The 22,910-nt window shown below is 43.2% G+C and carries 32 protein-coding genes and 4 pseudogenes; 29 read left to right on the plus strand and 7 right to left on the minus strand.

Translation table 11 applies throughout. From position 1 onward, the window contains the following. Positions 1-444: 444 nt before the first annotated feature. The 11 genes from BUA79_RS08200 (at position 445) to BUA79_RS08250 (ending at position 6,265) form a co-directional block, all read left to right on the plus strand. Positions 445-747: a DUF5320 domain-containing protein gene (locus BUA79_RS08200; RefSeq protein ID WP_073993956.1), complete on the plus strand. Its 303-nt coding sequence runs from the start codon at positions 445-447 to the stop codon at positions 745-747. A 45-nt stretch (positions 748-792) separates the two neighbouring features. Then, the gene (locus BUA79_RS08205; RefSeq protein WP_073993957.1) at positions 793-1,140 is read left to right on the plus strand and encodes a DUF134 domain-containing protein; all 348 of its coding nucleotides are present in this window, start codon (positions 793-795) and stop codon (positions 1,138-1,140) included. Between the two features lie 29 nt (positions 1,141-1,169). Then, positions 1,170-1,538 (plus strand): NifB/NifX family molybdenum-iron cluster-binding protein, encoded by a 369-nt coding sequence (locus BUA79_RS08210; RefSeq protein WP_073993958.1) that lies wholly within the window; start codon positions 1,170-1,172, stop codon positions 1,536-1,538. Position 1,539: 1 nt separating this feature from the next. Next, positions 1,540-2,403 (plus strand): nucleotide-binding protein, encoded by an 864-nt coding sequence (locus tag BUA79_RS08215; protein ID WP_073993959.1) that lies wholly within the window; start codon positions 1,540-1,542, stop codon positions 2,401-2,403. Beyond that, on the plus strand, positions 2,375-3,250 hold the full coding sequence (locus tag BUA79_RS08220; RefSeq protein WP_073993960.1) for an ATP-binding protein: 876 nt from the start codon (positions 2,375-2,377) through the stop codon (positions 3,248-3,250). Before BUA79_RS08215 ends, BUA79_RS08220 begins: the two co-directional genes overlap by 29 nt. A gap of 3 nt (positions 3,251-3,253) precedes the next feature. Next, positions 3,254-3,613 carry a NifB/NifX family molybdenum-iron cluster-binding protein gene (locus BUA79_RS08225; RefSeq protein WP_073993961.1) on the plus strand — a complete coding sequence of 120 codons (360 nt, stop codon included), beginning with the start codon at positions 3,254-3,256 and terminating at the stop codon, positions 3,611-3,613. A 110-nt stretch (positions 3,614-3,723) separates the two neighbouring features. Continuing rightward, entirely contained in the window at positions 3,724-4,230 is a 507-nt protein-coding gene (locus BUA79_RS08230) for a C-GCAxxG-C-C family protein (protein WP_073993962.1), read from the plus strand. A 57-nt stretch (positions 4,231-4,287) separates the two neighbouring features. Continuing rightward, positions 4,288-4,932 carry a rubredoxin-like domain-containing protein gene (locus tag BUA79_RS12980; RefSeq protein WP_073993963.1) on the plus strand — a complete coding sequence of 215 codons (645 nt, stop codon included), beginning with the start codon at positions 4,288-4,290 and terminating at the stop codon, positions 4,930-4,932. A 5-nt stretch (positions 4,933-4,937) separates the two neighbouring features. Beyond that, positions 4,938-5,456, plus strand: coding sequence for a 4Fe-4S dicluster domain-containing protein (locus BUA79_RS08240; protein ID WP_073993964.1), 519 nt, complete (start codon positions 4,938-4,940; stop codon positions 5,454-5,456). Next, complete coding sequence (locus tag BUA79_RS08245; protein ID WP_073993965.1) at positions 5,449-5,943, plus strand: rubrerythrin family protein; 495 nt, start codon at positions 5,449-5,451, stop codon at positions 5,941-5,943. The genes BUA79_RS08240 and BUA79_RS08245 overlap by 8 nt, the downstream gene beginning before the upstream one ends. A 19-nt stretch (positions 5,944-5,962) precedes the next feature. Further along, positions 5,963-6,265 carry a ferritin family protein gene (locus BUA79_RS08250; protein WP_073993966.1) on the plus strand — a complete coding sequence of 101 codons (303 nt, stop codon included), beginning with the start codon at positions 5,963-5,965 and terminating at the stop codon, positions 6,263-6,265. A 165-nt stretch (positions 6,266-6,430) separates the two neighbouring features. Here the strand turns inward: BUA79_RS08250 and BUA79_RS12985 are convergent. Continuing rightward, positions 6,431-6,574, minus strand: a pseudogene (locus BUA79_RS12985) (ABC transporter permease); the annotation flags it as partial. 64 nt (positions 6,575-6,638) lie between these two features. Here BUA79_RS12985 and BUA79_RS08260 point away from each other — a divergent pair. Then, on the plus strand, positions 6,639-7,181 hold the full coding sequence (locus BUA79_RS08260; protein WP_073993967.1) for an FmdE family protein: 543 nt from the start codon (positions 6,639-6,641) through the stop codon (positions 7,179-7,181). 109 nt (positions 7,182-7,290) lie between these two features. On the opposite strand, the pseudogene BUA79_RS12915 reads toward BUA79_RS08260, so the two are convergent. Then, positions 7,291-7,464: pseudogene (locus BUA79_RS12915) on the minus strand (transposase); the annotation flags it as partial. Between the two features lie 227 nt (positions 7,465-7,691). Here BUA79_RS12915 and BUA79_RS08275 point away from each other — a divergent pair. From BUA79_RS08275 to BUA79_RS08350, 16 genes and pseudogenes are all read left to right on the plus strand, one after another. Beyond that, positions 7,692-8,618 carry a radical SAM protein gene (locus BUA79_RS08275; RefSeq protein WP_073993968.1) on the plus strand — a complete coding sequence of 309 codons (927 nt, stop codon included), beginning with the start codon at positions 7,692-7,694 and terminating at the stop codon, positions 8,616-8,618. A gap of 148 nt (positions 8,619-8,766) precedes the next feature. Then, positions 8,767-9,420: a cation diffusion facilitator family transporter gene (locus BUA79_RS08280; protein ID WP_073993969.1), complete on the plus strand. Its 654-nt coding sequence runs from the start codon at positions 8,767-8,769 to the stop codon at positions 9,418-9,420. An 18-nt stretch (positions 9,421-9,438) separates the two neighbouring features. Next, positions 9,439-9,585: pseudogene (locus BUA79_RS12990) on the plus strand (cation transporter dimerization domain-containing protein); the annotation flags it as partial. A 12-nt stretch (positions 9,586-9,597) separates the two neighbouring features. Further along, positions 9,598-9,966: a NifB/NifX family molybdenum-iron cluster-binding protein gene (locus tag BUA79_RS08290; RefSeq protein WP_073993970.1), complete on the plus strand. Its 369-nt coding sequence runs from the start codon at positions 9,598-9,600 to the stop codon at positions 9,964-9,966. 30 nt (positions 9,967-9,996) lie between these two features. Next, positions 9,997-10,239 carry a FeoA family protein gene (locus tag BUA79_RS08295; protein ID WP_073993971.1) on the plus strand — a complete coding sequence of 81 codons (243 nt, stop codon included), beginning with the start codon at positions 9,997-9,999 and terminating at the stop codon, positions 10,237-10,239. Beyond that, positions 10,226-12,034 (plus strand): ferrous iron transport protein B, encoded by a 1,809-nt coding sequence (gene feoB / locus BUA79_RS08300; RefSeq protein ID WP_073993972.1) that lies wholly within the window; start codon positions 10,226-10,228, stop codon positions 12,032-12,034. The genes BUA79_RS08295 and feoB overlap by 14 nt, the downstream gene beginning before the upstream one ends. A gap of 116 nt (positions 12,035-12,150) precedes the next feature. Next, positions 12,151-12,999, plus strand: coding sequence for an MBL fold metallo-hydrolase (locus BUA79_RS08305; RefSeq protein WP_178138569.1), 849 nt, complete (start codon positions 12,151-12,153; stop codon positions 12,997-12,999). Between the two features lie 22 nt (positions 13,000-13,021). Next, positions 13,022-13,486: a DUF134 domain-containing protein gene (locus BUA79_RS08310; RefSeq protein ID WP_073994036.1), complete on the plus strand. Its 465-nt coding sequence runs from the start codon at positions 13,022-13,024 to the stop codon at positions 13,484-13,486. Between the two features lie 147 nt (positions 13,487-13,633). Continuing rightward, on the plus strand, positions 13,634-14,020 hold the full coding sequence (locus tag BUA79_RS08315) for an iron-sulfur cluster assembly scaffold protein (RefSeq protein ID WP_073993973.1): 387 nt from the start codon (positions 13,634-13,636) through the stop codon (positions 14,018-14,020). Positions 14,021-14,037: 17 nt separating this feature from the next. Next, the gene (locus BUA79_RS08320; RefSeq protein ID WP_456299434.1) at positions 14,038-14,871 is read left to right on the plus strand and encodes a P-loop NTPase; all 834 of its coding nucleotides are present in this window, start codon (positions 14,038-14,040) and stop codon (positions 14,869-14,871) included. Positions 14,872-14,930: 59 nt separating this feature from the next. Beyond that, positions 14,931-15,377 carry a Fur family transcriptional regulator gene (locus BUA79_RS08325; protein WP_073993975.1) on the plus strand — a complete coding sequence of 149 codons (447 nt, stop codon included), beginning with the start codon at positions 14,931-14,933 and terminating at the stop codon, positions 15,375-15,377. Positions 15,378-15,494: 117 nt separating this feature from the next. Then, positions 15,495-16,277: a molybdate ABC transporter substrate-binding protein gene (gene modA, locus BUA79_RS08330; protein WP_073993976.1), complete on the plus strand. Its 783-nt coding sequence runs from the start codon at positions 15,495-15,497 to the stop codon at positions 16,275-16,277. A 5-nt stretch (positions 16,278-16,282) separates the two neighbouring features. Then, positions 16,283-17,080, plus strand: coding sequence for an ABC transporter permease (locus BUA79_RS08335; protein ID WP_073993977.1), 798 nt, complete (start codon positions 16,283-16,285; stop codon positions 17,078-17,080). A 2-nt stretch (positions 17,081-17,082) separates the two neighbouring features. Continuing rightward, the gene (locus tag BUA79_RS08340; protein WP_073993978.1) at positions 17,083-17,817 is read left to right on the plus strand and encodes an ATP-binding cassette domain-containing protein; all 735 of its coding nucleotides are present in this window, start codon (positions 17,083-17,085) and stop codon (positions 17,815-17,817) included. Then, positions 17,814-18,554, plus strand: a complete 741-nt coding sequence (locus BUA79_RS08345) for a Rossmann-like domain-containing protein (RefSeq protein WP_073993979.1) — start codon at positions 17,814-17,816, stop codon at positions 18,552-18,554. The genes BUA79_RS08340 and BUA79_RS08345 overlap by 4 nt, the downstream gene beginning before the upstream one ends. A 104-nt stretch (positions 18,555-18,658) precedes the next feature. After that, positions 18,659-18,811 (plus strand): annotated as a pseudogene (locus BUA79_RS08350) (site-specific integrase); the annotation flags it as partial. Between the two features lie 243 nt (positions 18,812-19,054). On the opposite strand, the gene BUA79_RS08355 reads toward BUA79_RS08350, so the two are convergent. Then, positions 19,055-19,798, minus strand: coding sequence for a C39 family peptidase (locus tag BUA79_RS08355; protein ID WP_073993980.1), 744 nt, complete (start codon positions 19,796-19,798; stop codon positions 19,055-19,057). A 76-nt stretch (positions 19,799-19,874) separates the two neighbouring features. Here BUA79_RS08355 and BUA79_RS08360 point away from each other — a divergent pair, with 76 nt between their 5' ends. After that, positions 19,875-20,570, plus strand: a complete 696-nt coding sequence (locus BUA79_RS08360) for a cell division ATP-binding protein FtsE (RefSeq protein WP_073993981.1) — start codon at positions 19,875-19,877, stop codon at positions 20,568-20,570. Between the two features lies 1 nt (position 20,571). Here the strand turns inward: BUA79_RS08360 and BUA79_RS08365 are convergent, their stop codons facing one another. The 4 genes from BUA79_RS08365 to BUA79_RS08380 are packed head-to-tail and all read right to left on the minus strand — an operon-like array spanning position 20,572 to position 22,899. After that, the gene (locus BUA79_RS08365; RefSeq protein WP_073993982.1) at positions 20,572-20,805 is read right to left on the minus strand and encodes a carbon storage regulator; all 234 of its coding nucleotides are present in this window, start codon (positions 20,803-20,805) and stop codon (positions 20,572-20,574) included. Further along, the gene (gene fliW / locus BUA79_RS08370) at positions 20,799-21,251 is read right to left on the minus strand and encodes a flagellar assembly protein FliW (protein WP_073993983.1); all 453 of its coding nucleotides are present in this window, start codon (positions 21,249-21,251) and stop codon (positions 20,799-20,801) included. The genes BUA79_RS08365 and fliW overlap by 7 nt, the downstream gene beginning before the upstream one ends. 22 nt (positions 21,252-21,273) lie before the next feature. After that, complete coding sequence (locus tag BUA79_RS08375; protein WP_073993984.1) at positions 21,274-21,879, minus strand: DUF6470 family protein; 606 nt, start codon at positions 21,877-21,879, stop codon at positions 21,274-21,276. Between the two features lie 18 nt (positions 21,880-21,897). Beyond that, positions 21,898-22,899, minus strand: a complete 1,002-nt coding sequence (locus tag BUA79_RS08380; protein ID WP_073993985.1) for a flagellin — start codon at positions 22,897-22,899, stop codon at positions 21,898-21,900. Between the last annotated feature and the right edge of the window lie 11 nt (positions 22,900-22,910).

Genomic DNA, 22,910 nt, shown 5'->3' on the forward strand with positions numbered 1-22,910 from the left:
CTGTGGCGATACATTTCTAGGTATAAAAAACACTCCCTCCTAAATAAACAAGTTTTTATTATTTCACTTGTCTACCTAGAAGGGAGCATATCATGTGCAGGGGCTTTTTTGTTTGTTATTTCTGAAACCTAAAAGGTTAACTATTAATACCGGCTTAACTAGCTCAAGATAGAGCCTGCGGTTTCGTGTTAGTTGTTGCTTCCAAAATAGTTATTGACATATGCTAATAACTAGCTATAATGAAATTATAAATAACATATATCAAAAACTGTCAGGAGGTGGTGCATACACTGAGAGGAGACGGCACTGGTCCAGTAGGATATTGTGCATGTCCAAACTTTGGTACGAAAGTAAAATATAACAGAGCAAAGTCCGGCAATAAAATTAAGTGCTTGAAATGAGGCTCTGTGATGTCCAGAGAGTAAAAGAAAGGAGAATGTTCAAATGCCAAGAAGAGATGGTTCCGGCCCAATGGGTCAAGGAGCTATGAGTGGAAGAGGTTTAGGTTTTTGCAGTGGAGCAACATTGCTGGGTATGGCGTTTGGTTTTGGTCGTGGCTATGCCCGTGGCATGGGTATGGGAAATGGTTCTGTAAGTGGATGCAAAAGAACTATCGGAAGAAAATTTGCTGGACAAATTTCAGGAATGACAGAGAAAGAGATTCTAACCGAACAGAAAGAATTTCTACAAAGAGAACTCGAGAGAACCGAAAAAAAATTACAAAATATCCTGGATACAGACAAGTAGTAACGGAATCCCCTACTGCTTATCGAGTTTTTATGAGGTAAGAAAATGCCAAGACCAAGAAAATGGAGAAAAGTCTGTTGCTTGCCAGAGAGCAACCTATACGGACCGCTTAACGGATCAGATATAGAAAACGAAATTATTATGATGACAGTTGAAGAGTATGAAGCTATCCGCCTTATAGATCGTGAGGGTTTGACTCAGGAAGAATGTGCTGAAAAAATGCAGGTTGCACGTACTACCGTTCAAAATATTTACAAGGATGCACGAAGCAAGGTTGCAGAGTCCTTGGTTAATGGGAACCTGCTTAAGATTGAAGGCGGAGATTATAAACTTTACAACGAAAGTGAACGGAAACATTGTTGTGGAGGATGTCGAAGAAATAGATGTGGATGAAGAACAAACGATAACAAGGAGGACATCAGATGAAATTGGCAATACCGGTAGATGATAAAAGTATGGAGAGTACCGTGTGCATATCTTTTGGGCGTACCCCGTATTTTCTGATTTACAGTACGGAGACGAAGGAAAGCGTTTTTTTAGATAACAGCGCAGCAGCCAGCCAGGGAGGTGCAGGAATCAAGGCGGCCCAGTCAGTCGTAGATGGCGGGGTTGAGGCCCTTTTGACTCCGCGATGCGGGGAGAATGCAGCAGAAGTAATCAAAGCCGCAAACATTAAAATATATAAAACAACGAACTCATCAATCAAGGATACTATTGCTGCCTTTGAAGACGGAAAGTTATCGCTGCTTGATGAGATACATGCAGGATTCCATAGACGTGGAGGTGAATAGTATGAAGATCGCTGTGCTGAGCGGCAAAGGTGGTACCGGAAAAACGCTGGTGTCTGTCAATCTGGCCGCCGCGGCAGAAGAAGCTGTCTATATTGATTGTGATGTAGAGGAACCGAATGGCTATTTGTTTTTTAAACCGAAAATGACGAAGGCTGAAAAAGTTACGATCGAGATTCCTTATGTGGATGAAAATCTTTGTACCGGATGCCGTAAATGCGTTGATTTTTGCAAATTTCATGCCCTGGCCTATGTAGGGGGCAAACTTATGATTTTTGAAGAGATTTGCCATTCGTGTGGAGGCTGTGTTTTGCTTTGTCCCCAAAAGGCTTTATCGGAGAAAGACAAAGTAATAGGTGAAGTCCAAAAAGGAAATTCGGGAAACGTGAATGTTATTACAGGAATTCTGAATCCTGGTGAAGCTTCAGGGATTCCGATCATTAAGAAACTTTTGGATGACAAGAATGAAGGCAGAAAATATACATTCATTGACTGTCCACCAGGAAGTGCCTGCATCGTAATGGAAAGCATCAAAGATGCGGATTATTGTATACTTGTTGCAGAACCGACAATATTTGGATCCCATAACTTGAACCTAGTTTATGAACTGGTAAAATTATTCGGTAAACCACATGGGGTAGTCCTTAACAAGTGCCTGGAGGGAGAAAATCCTTCTGAAATATTTTGCCTAGAAAAAGGAATCAGGATACTTGGGAAAATACCGTTTGATAATGAGCTGGGCACTATTAATTCAAATGCGCTGATTTCGGTTAGGGAAAGTGAGAAATATAAAGATATGTTCACCAGCCTGCTGAAGGATATTACGAGGGAGGTGCAGCATGAAGCAGCTATTGATTCTAAGTGGTAAGGGCGGGACAGGAAAGACTACGGTTGCAGGGGCATTCATCCGCCTTTCCAATGCCAGAGCTTATGCCGATTGTGATGTGGATGCACCAAATCTGCACCTGATTATGAACCAGTTTACGGAGCCGGTAAGAACCGATTATTATGGACTGCCTAAAGCAGAGATTGATACGGATAAATGCATACAATGTGATTTGTGCAGGCAAAACTGCCGGTTTGATGCAATCAGTGCAGATGAAGTTTATAAAGTTGATGCATTTGCCTGTGAAGGATGCGGCGTCTGTGAAGCGATATGTCCCGTGGGAGCCATTGTATTAGTGCCCTCGGTAGCAGGTGAACTGATGCTATATTCGGATGGCGGGAAGGTTTTTTCTACTGCACAGCTGAAAATGGGCAGCGGAACCTCGGGTATGCTGGTTACTGAGGTCAAAAAACAGCTCAAATCAGCGGACGTGAATGCCGAATTGGCAATCATTGATGGGTCTCCTGGAATCGGCTGTCCGGTTATCGCCTCGATCAGCGGGGTTGACCTGGTATTGATCGTGGCAGAGCCATCCATATCAGGCATAAGCGATATGGAACGCGTTATCAAAATGGCCCAGACTTTCCAGACAAAGACAGCTGTCTGCATCAATAAATATGATACAAATCTGGTCAATTCCGATAGAATAGAAAGCTTCTGCAGAGATAACGGAATCGCTTTTACAGGCAGGATACCCTTTGATCCAAATGCAGTCAAAGCAATTAACGAAGGGCTGACTATCGTGGATATCGATTGCAGGTCGGGAGATGCTGCGAGAGCTGTTTATGATAATACAATGAAAATATTATATGAAAATATGGAGGAATAAGATATGATTAAAATAGCAGTAGCAAGTGAGAATGAAATGGTAACGGAGCATTTTGGACATTGTGTGAATTTCAATATTTTTGAGGCAAAGGAAAATGAAATCATTAAGCATGAGTCGGTTCCGAATCCTGGGCACAGGCCTGGATTTCTTCCTGTTTTTTTGAATGACATGGGAGTTAAGGTCGTCATTTCAGGCGGCATGGGCGGCGGAGCAATAGAGATTTTCAATGAAAAAGGAATTGAAGTGATTGTCGGCGCAAATGGACGTGCAAAAGCTGCAGTTGAAGCCTATTTAGCGGGTGTTTTGAAATCGACAGGATCTGTCTGTCATGAGCATCATCACCATGATGAATGCGGGAATTAAACTCAGAACAATAATAATTCCGGCTGTAATACATTTTGGAAATATGTAATGATGAAGGGGGGTTAGCCCCTTCATTTCTTTAACCTAAAAAGGAATGAGGATTTATAACGATGAAAATCACATCAAGATCTGAACAGGCTATGGCTTACTTTAAGGAAGGCTATAATTGCTCACAGTCAGTATTTCTGGCTTTTCATGATTTGTATGATATGGAGTTTGATACGGCATTAAAAATCAGCTCATCATTTGGCGCTGGAATGGGAAGATTAAGAGAAGTATGTGGTGCCGTGACAGGTATGTTTATGACGGCCGGGCTGGTGTATGGATCGGAGGATCCGAAGAATCATGTGTTAAAGACGGAACATTATAAAAGAATCCAGTTTTTGGCAAAAAAATTTGAAGATGAAAACAAGTCTATCATCTGCAGAGATCTTCTTGGCTTAAAACCTGGAAAAGACAATCCGACACCAGACGTCAGAACGGCGGAGTATTATAAAAAAAGGCCATGCGTAGAACTTGTCGGTATGGCCACAGATATTTTGGAAAATTATATGGCAGCTGTTCAGCCCTCCAGTTTGATTATGACAAAAGAAAAGCCGATATTGGATGCTATTTAGTGTATAATATCAGTATGCGGTTGGCATAAAAGAGTGAAAATGGGGAGGAGCGATGATTTGAGGAAATTTACGTGTTCAATTTGTGGGTATGTTTATGATGAAGCAATGGAAGGGACAAAGTGGGAAGATGTTCCCGGGGGCTGGATCTGTCCTTTGTGTGGTGCGGCAAAGGATGTTTTTACGGAAAGTCATATGGATTACAAACCGGCTGACCGAGAATCGGGCGTCCAGGAAACGGAAGCGGGCAGTCTGAAGGAGCTATCCTTTGGAGGAATGAGTGCCTTATTCTCAAACCTTTCAAAAGGATGCACGAAACAGTACCGTATGGAAGAAGCCGAATTATTCAACCAGCTTGCCGAATTTTATCAGGCAAAGAGCGGCACGGAAAGCGAAGGACAATTAAAGGATATTAGCATACTCGTCAACCGGGATTTAGCTTCAGCTTATGTGCAGGCAAATTCAATTGCAGCCGATGCATCAGACAGAGGTGCGCTCAGAGCCCTCGTATGGGGAGAGAAAGTGACACGTATCCTGAATTCAGCTCTTAGCAGATATGAGAAGCAAAAGGATGCATTGCTTGAAAATACCCATATCTATGTATGTGACATTTGTGGATTTGTTTATATAGGGGATAAGCTTCCTGATATTTGTCCCGTATGTAAAGTTCCAAACCAGAAAATTACTGAGGTAAAAAGGGGGTAGGGAGAATGCATGCAGTTCGAAATATAAATTTATGTACAAAAGATTGTCTCTGCTTATATGTCTGTCCTACCGGAGCGACCGATACGGAGACCGGACAGATTGATGCTTCGAAATGTCTGGAGGGATGCCGCATGTGTGTAGATGCCTGTCCGTCTCATGCGATTTCATTGATTCCGGAAGAATTCCCGCCTCAGCAGGGAAAAACTGATTCCGTCAGGAATTCACTGCTCTCTTTGGCTGAAAGCAAAGTGAAGCAGGAAAGAATTGCTGCAGATATCGAGGAGAATGCAGATAATCCGATATTGCGGCAGTTTGCAGCAGCATTGAAAGCATCAAACCGGCTCATGGCCGAAGACCTTCTCCGCGAAACCGGCTATATGCTTCCGCAGAGTCGGAATGTACGGGATCTTCTTGGGGCCCTGCTGAATACGGACCAGCCGGAAGGATTTCCGAAAGAGGCTGTAGAAAAGCTATTGGAAATTCTTATAAAAGCTAATAACAAGGGGGGGGACAACAATGAATGAAAATAAAACGCTCGAAAACCTGATGGAGGCATTCGCCGGAGAGTCCCAGGCAAACAGAAAGTACCTGGCGTACTCAAAAAAGGCCGAGAAAGATGGTTACATCAACGCTGCCAAACTGTTCAGAGCGGCATCGGATGCGGAAACATTACATGCACTGAAACATTTTGAAGTGGCTGGAAAAGTTGCAACTACTGCCGACAATCTTAAGGATGCCGTTGCCGGTGAGACCCATGAATACAAGGAAATGTACCCTGATCACGTAAGGATTGCGGAAGAAGAAGGTAATAAGGCAGCTCTAACTTCTTTTATGTATGCCATGAAAGCGGAAGAAGTCCATGCGCGGCTTTATCAGGAAGCATTGGAAAACATGGATCAGGCAGAAGAAGTCTTCTACTATCTCTGTCCCGTGTGCGGAAATATCGAAAAGTCCCGTCCTGATAAATGCAGCATTTGCGGCGTTATGGGAGATAAATTTACCCAATACTAAAAATAAGGAGGAAAAGAATATGCCTGATTTTGGACATCCCTTTTCAGGGCTGAAGAAAGACCATAAGATTAGTGAACAGGAATTGATCAGATCCATCCGGTTTATGATAGCTGCAGAATATGAGGCAATACAGATGTATATGCAGTTAGCGGAATCGACAGATAATAAGCTGGCAATAGAGGTTTTGAAGGATATTGCGGATGAAGAAAAGGTTCATGCAGGAGAATTTTTAAGACTGCTTAAAGAACTGGATCCGGATGAAGAAAAGTTTTATGCAGAAGGTGCAGAAGAAGTTGAGGAAGAGATTGAGAAGCTGAAATAAAAGATATGCTGTTTTTATAGGGAGGGTGCTGGAATATGCCCTCCTTTTTGCTGCATCAATGAATCCATTTGTTTTTCATGTTTTGTATGCTGATGAAGAAGTGAATGAGGTTGAAACCAAATAGAACCAGAAAGCTTATCCAGGGAGGCAGGAAGTTTGTTTCGTTTATATGGAGAGCTTCAAAATGTCAGCCCCATAAGTCAGCGGCAAAATATATGAAAGAGGCCTAATTAATGGAGGCAGACTGCTTACCGGGATAAAAAGACCGCAGAGAAACTTTATCGGAAATCTGAAAAAATTAGAAAATGTCTGTGCTTCGAATACTTGCTAACTGAAACGGCATAGTAGAAATATTAATTCAAGGAGGCAGGATATGATTGACGAGAAGGAATTATGGGAACAATGCGTGAAATTCCATGGGCACACGTGTGGAGGCTTGACAATAGGATACAAAACATCTCTTTATGCCATGAAACTACTGGGTTTAGACTTTTCAGAAGATGAAGATGTAGTATGCGTTTCTGAAAATGATGCATGCGGGGTAGATGCTATTCAGGTAATCCTTGGATGCAGTGTCGGAAAAGGCAATCTGCTGTTTCATCCGCGTGGAAAACAGGCATTTACGTTTCACAACAGAGCCAATGAAAAAAGCGTGCGCCTGGTTTTGAAAGACAGGCCGGAGGGGATTACCAGAGAAGCATCATTTTCCTACATGCAGGAAAGAAGTCCTGAAGAATTGTTTGTGGTAAAAGAGGCTGTTATTCAAATTCCCGAAAAAGCGAAAATATTCAATTCGGTTACCTGTGAGCACTGCAAAGAATCAACGGCGGAGACCATGATACGGCTAGAGGATGGAAAATGTCTGTGTCTTGACTGCTACTTCCCTTACAGCAGATTTGATGATAGTGTCAAATGAGTTATGAAAAACCAAGTTATAAAAAACAGGCCCCAATAGAACCTTGAAAACTGCAGATAAAGGGTAAATCCCTTCGGGGATGGCTGGGTTGTAACCTCTGGCTTGGAATCTAAGAACAGATAGAACCTTCGGCCCGGTGGTTTTGCAGTTCCAAAATAGTTTTCTGGCCAAGGTAGATTAGCATCTGCCACTTGCCGGGCATGTTACCCGCAGCTTCGATGGCCTCCACTTTATTAAGCACATGGTAATGATTGTGTTTATGGGGTCTCAGGAAGTTGTAATAAATTTCTGTTGTAATCGTAATCCATGATCTGAATCTTGCCTTACGGTATTGTGATAAATTCTTATTTATTAAAGATGGAGAGATTTTTTCGTATGGCGGCCTTGAAACTGTAACATCTGAATGCCTGGAGATAGTGTATAAAATGCCTGTTGCCATTCATGATTATAAAGGAATTAAAATTGTAATACCTGATCCGGATACATCAGCGGAAGAATCGGAGGATGTGTATGAAGGAATATAAATATATCTATGGTCCAGTGCCGTCAAGGCGGCTGGGACTGTCGTTAGGAGTCAGCCCTATACCCAAAAAGACCTGTAATTACTCCTGTATATACTGCCAGCTTGGCAGAACGGACCACATGACGAATACGAGAAAGATGTTTTATCCTGTCAAAGAAATTCTCGAAGAATTAGATCTGGTTATTCGGGAAAATATTCCATTTGACGTAATCACAATAGTGGGCGAAGGAGAGCCGACTCTATATCTGGGTCTTGGGGAACTTATTAGAGAAATTCAAAAAAGAACGGATAAGCCGGTAGCGGTCATTACGAACGGAGCCCTTCTTTTCAATCCACAGGTCCAGGAAGATTTAAGTCAGGCGGATATAGTCTTGCCTACAATGGACGCATATGATGAAGAGTCATTTAAAAAGATCAGCCGGCCTCATGGCAGCCTGAAGTACTCAGAAGTAATAAAGGGATTAGAAGCATTTTCAGAAAAATATAAAGGCCAGCTATGGATTGAAATCATGCTGATGAAAGACATCAATGATGACGATACAAGCCTGCAAAAATATTTGGAAATGCTGGATAAAATCAAATTTGAAAAGCTCTATCTGAATACTCCCGTTCGGCCGCCAGCTGAGTCTGATGTAATGGCTGTAGATCATGAAAGAATGAGCCGTGCAGCAGAAATCCTGGGTGGTATCTCTATAGACCTTCTGGATTCAAATGGTTTTCATAGCGAGATAAAAGACGATTATGAAGCGATACTCAGCATTATAAAACGTCATCCGATGAATCAGTTCGAGATAGAAGGGTTTCTGGAGGCTAGGGGCAACAAAAACAAAGGGAAACTTTTGGTGAAATTAAAAAATGATACGAACGTGGCTTCAATTAATTACAAGGGATATGTAACATTTAGGCTGAAATAATAAGGCAAAACCAGTGCACGACATTATTGTGCGCCGGTTTTGCCGTACTTCTTACTCGGTATGAAAATTGCATTGAAATTGTCCAGGGAGTATAATTTAATCATAGAAAACATAAATGAGAAATCATGAACCCGAAAGGAGAGGCCGGATGGAAGTAAGCGAAAGAACCGCACTGTTTTCGATGGCAATAAATCTAGTCATATTCGCAATTAAATATCTGTCTGCATCAGCATCAGGAAGTATTGCGCTAAAAGCTGAGGCTTTCCATACCCTTGCGGATTTTATTGCATCATCGACTGTCTTTATTGGATTGAAGATTGCCAAACGCAAAACCAAGTCATTCCCCTATGGCCTTTATAAAATAGAAAATCTCATGTCTGTTTTTATTTCTCTTATTATTCTTTATACAGGCTATGAAATTGTGTTGGAGGTAATAAATACAAATACAATCGAAATTAGGAATACGGGTTATGCAATATTAAGCCTGTTAGCTTCGATGGCGATTACATTCTGGTTTTCCAGATATGAGAAGAAAATTGGGAAAAAGATGAATTCCCCCATTTTATTAGCGGATGCTGCTCACATACGCTCTGATGTGTTAAGCAATATTGTAGTTTTAGCTGCTGTTTTAACCGCTTCGATCGGTTTTCAATTTGATAAAATTGCGGCATTTATAGTGGTTGGCTTCATTGCTAAAACCGGCATCCAAATATTAATTGACGGCGTGAGAGTGCTTCTGGACGCTTCTTTAGATTATGAGACTCTTAGTAAGGTCGAAAAAATCATAACAGATATACCTTAAATTATTGAACTGAAAGACCTGACGGGCCGTAACTCCGGTCGATTCAAGTTCATCGAAGCCAATATTGTAATAAAAACTCACAATTTAGATAAAGCACATCTGATAGCGGACAAGATTGAAAACCGAATAAAAGATGAAATTAAGAACATAGATCAGATTATCATCCGTTATGAGCCGATGCAGAAGGAAGAAATCATCTATGCATTGCCGTTGACGGATGATCAAGCTTCAATCAGCGCCCATTTTGGAGAAGCGCTATTCTTTATGTTAGTGACATTAAAAGCAGGAGATAAGGCTGCCTATAAGACAGAGATCATTGATAATCCTTTTTGTAAAACAGAAAAAGGCAAAGGAATATCCGCGGCAGAATTCCTGGTGGAGAATAAGGTGGATCTGGTCATAGTCAAAAAAGGTTTCAGCAGTAAAGGACCGGCTTATGTTTTCGCGGACTCAAATATTGAAATAATACTCACTAATGAAGATACTCCTGAAAATGTACTGAAAAAACTAGGCCTAACGGTTAATTCATCTCCAGGGAATTGCTGAATCCGAATAATTAAGGAGACTATTTGAATTATGATAACAACCCTAAATCTGATATCAACTGAAGAAGCAGCCATTATACAAGAAATTACAACTGATCATGTTACAAAAGAACGCTTGGAAAGTTTAGGTCTAATAAGCGGAGTTGATATTGTTTTTGTTCGAAAATCACCGTTTGGAACCACGAGAATATATAAGTGTCTGAATACTCTGGTCGCATTAAGAAATGATATTGCGGAGAAGATTCGTGTGGAGGTGCCAGATGAATCGAAATGAGGATATTAATGTTGTTTTAGTCGGAAATCCAAATACAGGCAAGACGTCTCTGCTGAATGCTTTAACAGGCATGAGCCTGCATGTAGGGAATTGGCCCGGAAAAACAGTGGAAAAGAAGGCAGGTAATATTACATACAAAAATACAAAGTTTACCATTGTTGATTTACCAGGCACATACAGTATCACTCCATATAGTGAAGAAGAAAAAGTGTCACATGATTATCTGATGAATCAAATACATGATGTGATAGTGCAGACTATTGATGTCAACGCTTTGGAACGTAACCTTTTAATGACAATGGAATTACTGGCACTTGGGAAAAAGATCATTCTTGCATTCAATTTCAACCTGGAAGCACAGAGACGAGGCATAAGGATTGATGTACCTGAAATCCATGAGGTTTTACAGATACCAATTGTGGTCATTGAAGCTAATAAGGGAGAAAATAAGGAGGAACTGCTCGATGAAATTTTAAGAGTAGCTCAGGAGGAATTTGAAGTACCTTCTTATTTAAAAGAAATGTTAAAGGAGAATAATGAGATTCATCACGATAAATCCATTGAGTTTTTTAAAGAGAAATTGAAACCCTATTACTTAATTGAAAAAACAATCCAAAGGACAGAAAGAATTGATGGAATCATACTAAATAAATATACCGCGTTTCCCATTTTTTTTGCAGTGATCTTTTTGATGTTCCAAGTCACTTTCACCTTGTCTGGACCGATGATTTCCGCTATCCGCTATATCTTTGATTTGATGGGTGTGGGTATTGGTTTTCTGAAGCTGCCAGGCTTACTGACTTCCTTTCTGTCCGAGGAATTAATAGGTGGGCTAGGATCTGTTCTTTCTTTTACACCCCTGATTTTCTTACTCTTTTTGATGATTGCCTTGCTGGAAGACAGCGGATATCTGGGGAGAACAGTCATATTGGTTGACCCTTTCTTTGAAAAGCTGGGAATTACAGGCCGTACGTTTATACCAATGATTTTAGGTTTCGGTTGCAATGTACCGGTAATTATGGCAACTAGGACAATTAAAGATCGGCGGGAGCGCATGATTGCGATTTTGACAAACTCTTTTATATCTTGTGGTGCCCGTCTGCCTGTTTACCTGTTGTTTGCGGGACTGTTTTTTTCGAAATATGCTGGATATATCGTCATGTTTCTTTATATCACTGGCATTTTAATTGCTTTTATCGCAAGTTTAATCCTGAGCAAGTTGTTAAAAAACCAAACACAAAATTCATTAATTATTGAATTGCCACCGTATCGGAAACCGTCGGTAAAAAATATTCTAAAACATGCCTGGTATCATACAAAGGAGTTTATAAAGAAGGCAGGTACAATTATCTTTTGTTCAGTATTGGTTGTGTGGGTACTGGCAAGCCTGCCTGCCGGGGTGGATTATGGATCAGCTGAAAGTCTTCTTGGACACCTTGGTTATTTGATAAGTTCACTGTTTATTCCATTGGGATTCGGACATTGGACTTTTTCTGTGGCGTTGATTTTTGGAATAGCATCCAAAGAAATAATTGTCGGAACACTCGGGACACTTTACGGAGTTGGACAGGATGCTTTGATTTCAGATATTCCTATGCATATCACACCATTAGGTGCCTTAAGCTTCATGTTTTTTGTACTGCTATATATCCCTTGCATGGCGACCATCGCAATGATCAGACAGGAAAGCGGGAGCTGGAAATATACAGTTTTTCAGCCGTTAGCGACGATTGTTGTTGCCTGGATTGTTTCTTTTTTTGTCTACCACATGGGACATCTGTTTGGTTTCAATTAAAGGTTTTAAGGCTGAAAAGCTGTGTTCATTCCACTGTTCAATACATTGACAAAAATAGGAACTGGTAGTAGTGTATATGATAGCATATGGTTAAAATGAGCAAAGAAGGTAATTGTATGGAGATAGAGATAACAACACTGATTGAAAACAACCCGGACAATCGGGGAGAGCTTCAGTATGAGCATGGACTTTCTTTGCTAATTGAAGTAGATGGCATGAAGGTTTTATTTGACACCGGACAGAGCGGCCGTTTTATGGAGAATGCTGGGGTGCTGCGTAAGGACTTAGAACATCTGGACTATGTCATTATCAGTCACGGACATTATGATCATAATGGAGGCCTGAAAGAACTGATAAGAAAATCCCATACCATTCCAAATTTGATCGTGGGAGAAGGCTTTTTTAATCCGAAATACAAAAAAGTTCAGCCAGACGAATATAAATTTATTGGGTGTCCTTTTGATAAAGAGTATTTGATTCAGAATAAGATACTGCTGAGAGAAGTAAAAGAAGATGTCTTACAGCTGAGTGGCAACCTGTACCTGTTCCGTCATTTCCGTAGAGCTACGGATTTTGAAAAAAGGAATGACAGGCTTTTGCTCAGGGATGGTGATTCCTATATTCCGGATGACTTCGAAGATGAGATTGTTCTTGGAATCCAAACCTCGAAAGGGTTTGTTGTGATAGCAGGCTGTTCCCATGCGGGAATAGTCAATATCCTGAAGGATATAACGGAGAAGACAGGCCTCCCAATTTTTGGTATTATAGGTGGAACACATCTGGTTGAAGCCGATGATACAAGAATCCAAAAAACGATAGAAGCGCTTAAAGAGATGGAAATCCGGATTGTGGCTGCATCGCATTGTACAGGGGAGAAAGGACTTAGATATATCCGACGTGAGCTGAAGGAGCAGTTTCTTTTCAATAATACCGGAAGTGTAATAAGAATATCGGATGATCAATAACGTAATTAATGAAGGAGAAAAGATGGCCAGGCCTATAAAATGGAGAAAAATTGAGCATGTACCCGTAATGCCGTATTTCATACCATCGGAATCGGGTGTAGAGGAAGTGCCGAATAACATACTGAAGCTTGAAGAATTAGAGGCTATTCGTCTGAAAGATCTGGAAGGTTTAGAGCAGGCAGAATGCGCTGAAAGAATGGAGGTTTCGAGGCCGACATTCCAGAGGATACTGCTTTCAGCACGTGAAAAAGTGGCAGACAGCTTGATAAACGGGAAGGCAATTCGTATTGAGGGAGGGAATTTCACCCGAAATATTTGCCCAATCAAATGCTCGGACTGCGGGAATGAATGGCAGGAGAGCTTTGAGAACCTGGAGCTGATAAAAAACGGAAAGTATGTATGTCCCGAATGCGGATCAACCAGAGTCATGTGCGAGAAGGACTGCAGAGGCAAGTTTTGCCATAAGAACTGCAGACGCCACTGGTAAAGGAAGAGTTATTGGACAGAATCAAGATTGTCCGGTAACTCTTTTTTTGATTTTTTGAGTATAAACGATATTGACATATGACATAAAGTGGACTAAACTATCACATAGTGGGCATAAGACCATAATGTGATATAAAGGAGGTGCACGATGTATTGCTGTTCATTTTCAGACAAGGTGATGGACCATTTTATGTCGCCTAGAAATGTGGGAGTCATTTCAGATGCGGATGCAGAAGGAAGTTCGGGAGATCCTGAGTGTGGTGATGCATTAACGATCTATATCAAGGTTGAAGATTATGTCATTACAGATATCAGCTTCCTGGTTTTTGGATGCGTTGCAGCAATCGCATCAAGCAGTATGACAACAGAACTTGCAAAAGGAAGAAATTTGGAAGAGGCTTTGCAGATTACGAATCAGGATATAGCAGACGCATTGGATGGTCTTCCCGAAAGTAAAATGCATTGTTCCGTTCTGGGAGCGGACGCGCTTGAAAATGCAATCAAAAACTATTACACAAAAAATCAAAAAAAATAGGAGATAAAGAAGATATGATGGAACAGAACAGGGATTGTGCAGATAATGAATGCACGAAAGAAAGCTGCGAGGGCTGTGAGCAGAATAGAAAAAGTATGATGGAAGCGTTGAACCAATATAGCTCAGTCAAACATGTAATCGGTGTAGCCAGCGGAAAAGGCGGAGTTGGAAAGTCTTTTGTCACAGCCATGTTAGCTGTATTGTTAAATAGAAAAGGCTACAAAGTTGGAATTCTGGATGCAGATATTACCGGCCCTTCCATTCCGAAAATGTTTGGTATCTCGAAAAGGGCAGAAATAAATGAACTTGGGTTTATACCTGAGAGGACGGCTGGGGGAATCAAGCTGATGTCCATTAATTTACTGCTTGAGCAGGAAGATATGCCTGTAATCTGGAGGGGACCCATTCTTGCCGGTACTGTGAAGCAGTTTTGGACGGATGTTGTCTGGGAAGACCTGGATTACCTGCTGATTGATATGCCTCCCGGGACAGGAGATGTACCGCTGACCGTATTCCAGTCTATTCCGCTTGACGGAATTGTGATAGTATCTTCACCCCAGGATCTTGTATCCATGATTGTCAGGAAAGCATATAATATGGCAAAACAGATGGATATCCCTGTTTTAGGTCTCGTTGAAAATATGAGTTCTGTTAAATGCCCGGATTGCGGCAAGGAAATCAATTTATTCGGAGAAAGCAAACTACCGGCAATATCCCGGGAAATAGGGGTGGATATCCTGGGAAGGCTTCCAATCGATCCAAAGCTGGCTGAACTGGTAGACAAAGGAGAATTTGAAAGATTTTCATCCGAATACCTTGCAGATGCCGTTGAAAAGATTGAAAAACTTTAATCAAAAGGATGGCCTGCAGCCCTTAGGGCAGCAGGCTTTTTTATGAGGTGGTGCATTGTATGCAGAATTACATTTCCAAGTATATGGAAATCATTGCAAAAAATGGAATAAGGAATACAAAGCAGAAAGAATATATATTGCTTGAACTGATTAGTTCATCCACACATCTTACTGCGGAGCAGATACACCAAAGGGTCAAGGAACGGAAAATAGGTCTGGCCACCATATATCGGAATCTGAAGCTGTTTGAAAGCCTTGGGATCGTGAAGGAAATACCTTCAGGCGGAACCAGCTACTATGAACTGAAACTGTTCGCCAGAAAGCCGTTGCATATTCATTTTAAATGCTTGAAATGTAACTGCATGACGGATATGGATGATTCGGAAATTACCATGGAATACGTGAGATTGAACCAAAAGGTTGAAAAAAAATTGGGAGCCGAGGTAATGGATGCCGACATTACGCTGTTAGGCATATGCAGTGCGTGCAAGGCAAAATTTAAATAGATGTGCGAAATTGAAATTCAGTATGTTGGTGAGCCAACATACTTTGAGTGCCTGACAATGTAAACTTTTAGGCAACAAGATATTTGTTAAATATGGTAGATAAGAAGGAGTAAATGTATGAAAAAGTTTAAGGTATTATTGTTATTTGCTGCAATGATGTTCGCATTAACAGGTTGCCAGGGTATCAGCAACGCAGTGGCAGAAGAACCTTCAGAGGAAACAGTACCGGTTCTTGAAGGACATGACCTCATGATATACTGCGGAGCCGGAATGACAAATCCTTTTGAGGAAATAACGCAGTTGTATAAAGATAAGACCGGATGTGAAATGAATGTTACATATGCAAATGCCGGACAGATACAGTCCCAGATCAATACGGCACAGGAAGGAGATCTCTTTATAGCGGCTTCGGCTGATGAACTGGTTCCGGTACAGGACGTCGTCACGAGAAGTGAAAATCTGGTTTTACATATTCCAGTGCTGGCTGTGCAGAAAGGGAATCCTCTGAACATCACTGGGTTAAGCGACCTTGTCAGGGATGACATCAGGATGGTGCTTGGAGATGGCGAATCAGTGCCTGTCGGAAAAATAGCCAATAAGGCATTGGCAGATGCCCAAATAGCCGGTCAGGTTAATGTGGTTGCAACATTGACGACAGCCCCTGCTTTGGCAACGGCACTGGAATCGGATGAGGCAGATGCAACCATCATCTGGAAAGAAAATGCTAAAAGTCTCAGCATAGTAGAATCACCAGAAATGGATAAATATATCAAAACGGTAGTGGCAGCATCTTTGGAATACAGCCAGGATGATGAAGCGGTAGAGAATTTTCTGGAATTCCTGGATTCGGATGATGCGAAAAATATCTGGACAAAAAACGGTTATGAAATAGCGGAATAAGGTAGATGAAAGATTATTTCAAGATCATAAGTTATGTCATTACGGTTGTTGTCACCCTATTTATTGGATTGAGCATTTTGGCGATAATTGTCAAGGGATTTCCTGATTTGAGAGAGGCGTTCCTGAACAGGGAGACGCAGTTCGCTGTAAGACTGAGTTTATACACTTCCAGCATTTCCACAGTCATCTGCTTGCTGTTGTCCATTCCCGTGGCTTATACGATGACCAGGACGAACTTTATATTCAAGAAAATAAGCCGTACCGTAATCGGACTTCCCATGGCACTTCCGTATCTGGTGCTCGGTCTCTGTCTGCTGATTGTATTTTCTTCACCTATGGGTAAACTGTTACGAGATGCAGGATTTCAGGTTGTATTTCATCCAAATGGAATCATTATGGCTCACCTGATTGTAAATCTCCCCTTCTGCATAAATATGATCATAACAGCTTTCACACAGGTAAATAAGCGCCTGGAGTTTATTGCGGGGACGTTAGGTGCATCCGGTTTTCGCCAGTTTATCACGGTAACACTCCCTTTGTCGAAAAATGCGATCTTAAGCGCAACGATGCTGACATGGTCAAGGGCGTTGGGTGAATTTGGTGCGACGTTAATGCTGGTGGGATGCACCCGGTTGAAAACGGAAACGCTCCCAACTAACATATACCTTAATATTTCAACCGGCAATAACGACATGGCGATGGCATCCGCGGTTATCCTGCTGATGATTTCTGTGCTATTACACGGAGTTACGTATTTCTTTAATAGAAAGAGTACGATACACAACAGAATGGAGGATTCTTAGCAATGGAAACAGCTGTCGCCGTAAAGGACTTCACTCTCCGAAGAGGAAGTTTCCTGCTGAAGAGCATAAACCTTACAGTCCGTAAAAACGAGATACTTGCTATTATTGGAAAAACTGGTGCTGGCAAGACTATGCTTTTGGAAGCTATTTCTGGAGCCTACGGGGAAAAAAAAGGCCGGATTTTTGTATCAGGGACCGATGTGTTGTCTGTGCCGGTAGAAAAAAGGGGGATCGGGTTTGTGTACCAGGATTACGGGCTGTTCCCTCATATGACGGTATATCAGAATATCAGCTACGGACTCAGAATGAGAAAAACGCCAAAGGAAAGCATTAAAGAAAAAGTGGAGCATATCGCACAGCTCCTATCAATTCAGCATATTTTGAATTGCTGGCCGGCAACCCTCAGTGGAGGGGAATGTCAGAGAACTGCATTGGCCAGATCTCTGATTGTGAACCCCCGCCTGTTGCTGCTAGATGAACCTTTTTCCGCATTGGACCCAGTGACCAGAGATAAGATGCATGAACTGCTGCTGGATATACATCAGAAATTCAACTGCACCATTATTTTTGTGTCGCATGATTTCAAAGAAGCGGCAAGTCTGGCGGAACGGGTCGGAGTCATGATAGATGGGGAGTTAATCGAAGTAAGGAATTGCAAGGATCTATTTCTGCCGTACGAAGATGAGAGAGCAAATGAATTTTTGGGAATTAATCAGAAAGAGAGAAGAGTGGAATGACAGAGAAAGAATTATTTATTAGATTAAAAGAAGAGTTTACAAAAATAATCGTAGATAGACAGCTCACAATGGATAAAGTGAGCATCAGGTCAAAAGCCTTATCTGTTGAAGAGGCGATCGGGATCACAAAAAGAAAGGATTTTCCAATCATAACTGGCAAGGAAATACTCCTGCAGGCGGAATACAAGGGCAGCTATGGTCAGGCATTTACGGATGCGCCCGCTGTGTTTGAGGGAACGCTTTTACAAGTGCTGGAATTGGATCTGGCAAACGACGGGCACAGCCGGGGGATTTTCATAACCGCCATGAATGCCGTCATGTGCCAATTGGGGCTGACTGACCGAACAATCCACTGCAAAAATGAAGAGCCTGAATTATGTGCCGGAAAATTCAAAACCTATTTCAAGGAGCAATATAAGGATCCCAAAATTGCGCTGATAGGATATCAGCCTTCCATGTTGGAAAATCTTGCTGAGGAATTCCAGGTAAGGGTACTGGATCTGAACCCGGATAATATCGGGCAGGTCAGATATGGTGTATGTGTGGAAGACGGAATTAAGGATTACAAAGAGGTCGTTGAATGGGCTGATATCATTCTGTGCACAGGAAGTACCGTTTGCAACGGATCGATCGTAAATTTCATGGATTTGGATAAAGAAACCATCTTTTTTGGAACAACGGTAGCTGGCGCAGCTTCCATATTGGGATTAAAGAGAATATGCTTCGAGTCATTATAGGTGACTCTGTAATGTAAAAAAATCATGACCACCCGTAAAATGGGTGGTTTGCTCTGAGGCTGTAAGCCTTTTTTACTGGCCAGCGCCTAAATACCTTCTGTACGAGGTTTTGTGAGAATGAAAACAATATCAAAGTAATTCAAACAATAATGGGGCATATTCGGATTAATACCACTATGGATATTTATTCTCATGTAACGAAAGATAAGGCTGATGAGGTAATGAAAAATCTAAATGGCAAGATTAAAATATCATAGTGATCAGGGGGCCGGACTAAAATCAGCCCCTCTTATTTTGCTTTCAAACAAATAAAAATTTGATACAAGTTTATGATACAAAATTTGAAAATAATGATAATATATCATAGAACATGATGAAAAGAATATTTAATGAAAGCTCGATTTTACAAGCATGACAGACTATAATAGAGGCACATAGGATATATTTCTTAATACATAATATATGAAGCAGTCATATATCTGCATGGCTGAAATTTTGTCCTACCGGGAGACGGCCCACAAAGGCCCCCCGTCTCCGGCCCGCAAGCGGATTTCACTGCTGATAAGGGCGGGATCCCAGGTCTGGGTGGTGAGTTCTGCATTATTGGGGTCTGCCACCAGTATTCTGCCATCGCTGGAAATGCCCGCCAGGATTATGAAATGGCCTCCGGATCGGGTAAAATGCCCTTTATCCATAAGGGCTATGAGGATCTTGCCGGATTCCAGCAAAGAGACTATGTTCTGCGGGGAATGATCCGGGATGCTTTCCGTCTTAAGGCCGAATGCGGATAATGCCCCTGGAATTAGAGCGTGGAAGGAACCGGATCCCGGCGCCCAGTAGGAGTGATCGCTGGCCCACTGGGCCATTTCTGCCGGATTCATGGGTGTACCCGTGAAACTGGAGACAACCATGGATACAACGGTAGGTCCGCAACCATACTCATACAGGGGATCCGCCCCACCGTAGAGATAGCCGGCCCACCGTGCATCCTGCTGGTTATAATAGATCAGACTGCCGAGGCTCGTGGGGAGGCAAGGCTCCTCCGGATGGGAGAAATCGGGAGCTTCCGCAAGGAAGTCCGCTCCACCCAGGATTACCGGAAGAATCTCCACAGCACCAGCGGGCGGGAGGACTTTCTCCTCCCGGGTCAGGGAGAGGGAAGTTATCGGATTTGTGTGAACGAAAAACGTAAAAAACCCTAATATTACAAGAAAAAATATCGGGCGAAAGCTTTTTTTGAACATAAAATCACCTCAGAAAACAGGATTATGAATTGTATCGGCTGCTGGAATGAAAGTCAGGTAAGAGCAGGGAGAAGAAATGTCGGATATAAAATTTGACCAGGTTACAAAAGTATATAATAAAGATGTCACAGGCGTAGACAATCTTTCCTTTTTCGTGGAAACCGGAGAATTTGTGTTCCTTGTAGGAAAGAGCGGAGCGGGAAAAAGCACTCTGCTCAGGCTTCTGACAGCCCAGGAAGAGCCGACCTCCGGCGAAATCCATATCGGGAAAGAATGCCTTGGAAAGATTTCCCGGAGCAGGATCCCTTACATCCGAAGGGGATTTGGAATTATGGAGAAAGGTCTGGGACTCCTGGAGGACAGGGACATAAGGGAAAACCTGGAATTTGCCATGATAGCCGCAGAGCAGCCAAGAAGGGGGATGGCCGACCGGATCGATGAGCTGCTGGGCGTGGTGGGTCTTCGCAGGATGCAGAAGCAATTTCCCCAGGAGCTTTCCGGGGGAGAGGCGGCCAGGGCTCTTCTCGCCCGGTCGCTTATTGCCAATCCCCGGATTATTGTGGCGGATGAGCCGACAGCAAATCTGGATCCGGATTCCTCCTGGGATCTGATGTGTCTGCTGAGCGACATAAGCCGCCAGGGAATCACGGTCATGGTGGCCTGCCACGACAGGGAACTGGTAGACATATTGAAAAAAAGAGTAATCACCCTGGCCGATGGAAGGATCATCGGAGATGAGAAAAAAGGGCGCTACAATTCCAGGATGATGTAGTCTAGGAGCTCTTCTTGCTGAAAAAGTCTTCCAATTGGGAAAGGTGGACAGTGTCCTGACAGGACGCCTCCCGGTTGGCCTGGGCAGCTTCAAGAAGCTCCGAACGCATGATGGAAATCTCCTTGGGAGCATCGATGGCAAGCTTTACCCAGTCTGATCCGGAATCCACTACGGATACTTTGATGTTTCCGTTTATTACGATGGATTCCCCTTTTTTTCGCTGAAGGATTAACATGGCCTCACGTCCTTCCCCTGCAGGTCGGCCAGTGTATGCCGGAAAGAGTAAAGGTCTGTATCCAGGATGACCTGTTTTGCAATCCTGTTGGCAGAATTGACCACCACGGGACATTTCAGGTTGACGGTGCTTTCCCCGGCCTTTTCCATGACGGTGCATATTACATAAAAAGACAAGTCCTCTTCCCGGGGGAATCCAAGCAGCGAAAGGTCTGCATGGCTCAGTTCGGGACGGTAGTTTTTCAGCAGATGAAAAGGGTTCATCAGTACAAAGGCCGGACCCTCTTCGAGAAGGCTTTGTAGGGAAATCATGGCATCGCTGCCGGGATGGAAGGAAATGGGAAGATAATCCCTGTATTCCTCAAAACCGAAGAGTCCTTCCGGAAAGCGCACCGTTTCTGCCGGCTCATAGGAAACGGTGTCGAAATATTTCGTGTTCAGTTCCATTCAATCGGATCCTCCTTTTATTTTATGCGGTTGCGTCCAAGTATGAAAATTTTTCTGCCGCGCTGGGCGGAGCGTAGATGGGCTTGCCGATATATTCGATAATGACATCCGGGTATTGGGTGATCTTCATCTTTACATCGCCGGGGACAAATTCAAAGTTTCCGCCGCTGACCTTAAAGTCAAAGTTGAGTTTATCCATCTGGTACTCCATGGTCAAATCCGGTGCGCTCCATTCGATGTTGGGGCCGGCAGTCGGCAGAAATCCCAGCATGAACTCTCCGGCAGGCTTCTGGTTTCTTCCGGAGTCAATCTGTGTAAAGATATCATCCCCGGGCCTTGCTTCCAGCATAAGCCGTCCTTCCCTGGCGTATCTGGCGGTTGCCTCTGAAGCGGCAGCCTTTCCTTTCTCTGCCGCTTTGAAGGCGCTCTGCAGCGGGGTAGGGAAAAGAGAGGCACGGGCCTCAAAGGTATCCATCTTAAGGCGGGCGGGACGGCTGTGAATCGTCAGTCCGCCTTTTTGTCTGCTGATTTCCACCTGGGTCCTCTTGCCGGAATACTCCAATCTGGCGCTCTGTACGTCCAGTTCATAGGCTATGGGTACGGTGGTTATTTTTAGTAAATTTTCCATGGAATCAACTCCTTCCAGTTATTTCATGAAATCAATAAATGAGAGGGAAAGAATGCTGTTGCCCACACGAAGCGCCGCATCGTAGGCGTACTGGGCCCAGGAGTAGTTTGTGATAGCTTCCGTAAGATCGACATTTTCAACCTTGTCAATCTGTTCCACAAGCTGGACCTCATTATCCTCCAGACGGGTCAGGGTGGATTCCAGGAAGTTGGTCCGGGTACCCAGCTGGGCCTCCCTATTGACCAGGTCATCCAGGCCCTTATCGAACTGTTTGATCAGGGTTTTGAAGGCTCCGCTGTCGAAGCTGTCTGCTTCCAGCTTCTGGGCCATCTGTCCGGCCAGGACTACCAGGTTTTTGCTGACACCGTCTTCGTTTACCCCGAAGCCTGTCACGTTGATACCGGGCATAGACGCATTGAAGGCGCTTGATGCCACCACGGAGTTGTCGCTGTTTATGGCCAGGCCGAAACCCATGTCCACGTAAATTTTCTCCGAGTCATACCCGGCCTCCTTCAGGCTGGCTTCATCATTTACATCGATGCCCCGGTAAAACAGGGTCATTCCGTCGTCGCTTAAGGTAAAGGGGACGTTGGCCCCGTCTGCACCCGCAAAGATGAATTCGTCTTCGTAGGTGGCGTTGAGGCTCAGCACCATGGACTGCTGGTACTCCCGAAGGGAAGTGGCGTAGGTGGATCTTTCCGCTGCCCCGTTGGTTCCGTTTAAGGCCTCCAGGCTGTATTCCTTGGAGACGGTAGCGGCCATGGACGATATCTGCATAATCGCCGATTCCTGAGAATCCTGACGGGACTGCACATCCTTTACCATGGAAATGTAATCGGAATTCTTTAAATACTTCCTGTACAGCTGGGAGGCCCTGGAAGCGGAGTCGGGGTCCTGTGCGACACTGCTGTATCTCCGCCCATTAGTCAGAACCTGGCTGCGCGCACTCTCGGTGTTTACAGCCGACTGGTTCAGACTGGACTGATAGTTCCGGATCAATGCTTTGGTTGTTACCCTCATGTTAAAACCTC

This window comes from Parasporobacterium paucivorans DSM 15970 (assembly GCF_900141895.1).
Classification (GTDB): Bacteria; Bacillota; Clostridia; order Lachnospirales; family Lachnospiraceae; genus Parasporobacterium; species Parasporobacterium paucivorans.

Excerpts from the sequence above, each read along its gene's own strand:
- BUA79_RS08200 (WP_073993956.1), top strand. The coding sequence starts at position 445 with ATGCCAAGAAGAGATGGTTCCGGCCCAATGGGTCAAGGAGCTATGAGT.
- BUA79_RS08205 (WP_073993957.1), top strand. The coding sequence starts at position 793 with ATGCCAAGACCAAGAAAATGGAGAAAAGTCTGTTGCTTGCCAGAGAGC.
- BUA79_RS08210 (WP_073993958.1), top strand. The coding sequence starts at position 1,170 with ATGAAATTGGCAATACCGGTAGATGATAAAAGTATGGAGAGTACCGTG.
- BUA79_RS08215 (WP_073993959.1), top strand. The coding sequence starts at position 1,540 with ATGAAGATCGCTGTGCTGAGCGGCAAAGGTGGTACCGGAAAAACGCTG.
- BUA79_RS08220 (WP_073993960.1), top strand. The coding sequence starts at position 2,375 with ATGAAGCAGCTATTGATTCTAAGTGGTAAGGGCGGGACAGGAAAGACT.
- BUA79_RS08225 (WP_073993961.1), top strand. The coding sequence starts at position 3,254 with ATGATTAAAATAGCAGTAGCAAGTGAGAATGAAATGGTAACGGAGCAT.
- BUA79_RS08230 (WP_073993962.1), top strand. The coding sequence starts at position 3,724 with ATGAAAATCACATCAAGATCTGAACAGGCTATGGCTTACTTTAAGGAA.
- BUA79_RS08240 (WP_073993964.1), top strand. The coding sequence starts at position 4,938 with ATGCATGCAGTTCGAAATATAAATTTATGTACAAAAGATTGTCTCTGC.
- BUA79_RS08245 (WP_073993965.1), top strand. The coding sequence starts at position 5,449 with ATGAATGAAAATAAAACGCTCGAAAACCTGATGGAGGCATTCGCCGGA.
- BUA79_RS08250 (WP_073993966.1), top strand. The coding sequence starts at position 5,963 with ATGCCTGATTTTGGACATCCCTTTTCAGGGCTGAAGAAAGACCATAAG.
- BUA79_RS08260 (WP_073993967.1), top strand. The coding sequence starts at position 6,639 with ATGATTGACGAGAAGGAATTATGGGAACAATGCGTGAAATTCCATGGG.
- BUA79_RS08275 (WP_073993968.1), top strand. The coding sequence starts at position 7,692 with ATGAAGGAATATAAATATATCTATGGTCCAGTGCCGTCAAGGCGGCTG.
- BUA79_RS08280 (WP_073993969.1), top strand. The coding sequence starts at position 8,767 with ATGGAAGTAAGCGAAAGAACCGCACTGTTTTCGATGGCAATAAATCTA.
- BUA79_RS08290 (WP_073993970.1), top strand. The coding sequence starts at position 9,598 with ATGCAGAAGGAAGAAATCATCTATGCATTGCCGTTGACGGATGATCAA.
- BUA79_RS08295 (WP_073993971.1), top strand. The coding sequence starts at position 9,997 with ATGATAACAACCCTAAATCTGATATCAACTGAAGAAGCAGCCATTATA.
- feoB (WP_073993972.1), top strand. The coding sequence starts at position 10,226 with ATGAATCGAAATGAGGATATTAATGTTGTTTTAGTCGGAAATCCAAAT.
- BUA79_RS08305 (WP_178138569.1), top strand. The coding sequence starts at position 12,151 with ATGGAGATAGAGATAACAACACTGATTGAAAACAACCCGGACAATCGG.
- BUA79_RS08310 (WP_073994036.1), top strand. The coding sequence starts at position 13,022 with ATGGCCAGGCCTATAAAATGGAGAAAAATTGAGCATGTACCCGTAATG.
- BUA79_RS08315 (WP_073993973.1), top strand. The coding sequence starts at position 13,634 with ATGTATTGCTGTTCATTTTCAGACAAGGTGATGGACCATTTTATGTCG.
- BUA79_RS08320 (WP_456299434.1), top strand. The coding sequence starts at position 14,038 with ATGGAACAGAACAGGGATTGTGCAGATAATGAATGCACGAAAGAAAGC.
- BUA79_RS08325 (WP_073993975.1), top strand. The coding sequence starts at position 14,931 with ATGCAGAATTACATTTCCAAGTATATGGAAATCATTGCAAAAAATGGA.
- modA (WP_073993976.1), top strand. The coding sequence starts at position 15,495 with ATGAAAAAGTTTAAGGTATTATTGTTATTTGCTGCAATGATGTTCGCA.
- BUA79_RS08335 (WP_073993977.1), top strand. The coding sequence starts at position 16,283 with ATGAAAGATTATTTCAAGATCATAAGTTATGTCATTACGGTTGTTGTC.
- BUA79_RS08340 (WP_073993978.1), top strand. The coding sequence starts at position 17,083 with ATGGAAACAGCTGTCGCCGTAAAGGACTTCACTCTCCGAAGAGGAAGT.
- BUA79_RS08345 (WP_073993979.1), top strand. The coding sequence starts at position 17,814 with ATGACAGAGAAAGAATTATTTATTAGATTAAAAGAAGAGTTTACAAAA.
- BUA79_RS08355 (WP_073993980.1), bottom strand. The coding sequence starts at position 19,798 with ATGTTCAAAAAAAGCTTTCGCCCGATATTTTTTCTTGTAATATTAGGG.
- BUA79_RS08360 (WP_073993981.1), top strand. The coding sequence starts at position 19,875 with ATGTCGGATATAAAATTTGACCAGGTTACAAAAGTATATAATAAAGAT.
- BUA79_RS08365 (WP_073993982.1), bottom strand. The coding sequence starts at position 20,805 with ATGTTAATCCTTCAGCGAAAAAAAGGGGAATCCATCGTAATAAACGGA.
- fliW (WP_073993983.1), bottom strand. The coding sequence starts at position 21,251 with ATGGAACTGAACACGAAATATTTCGACACCGTTTCCTATGAGCCGGCA.
- BUA79_RS08375 (WP_073993984.1), bottom strand. The coding sequence starts at position 21,879 with ATGGAAAATTTACTAAAAATAACCACCGTACCCATAGCCTATGAACTG.
- BUA79_RS08380 (WP_073993985.1), bottom strand. The coding sequence starts at position 22,899 with ATGAGGGTAACAACCAAAGCATTGATCCGGAACTATCAGTCCAGTCTG.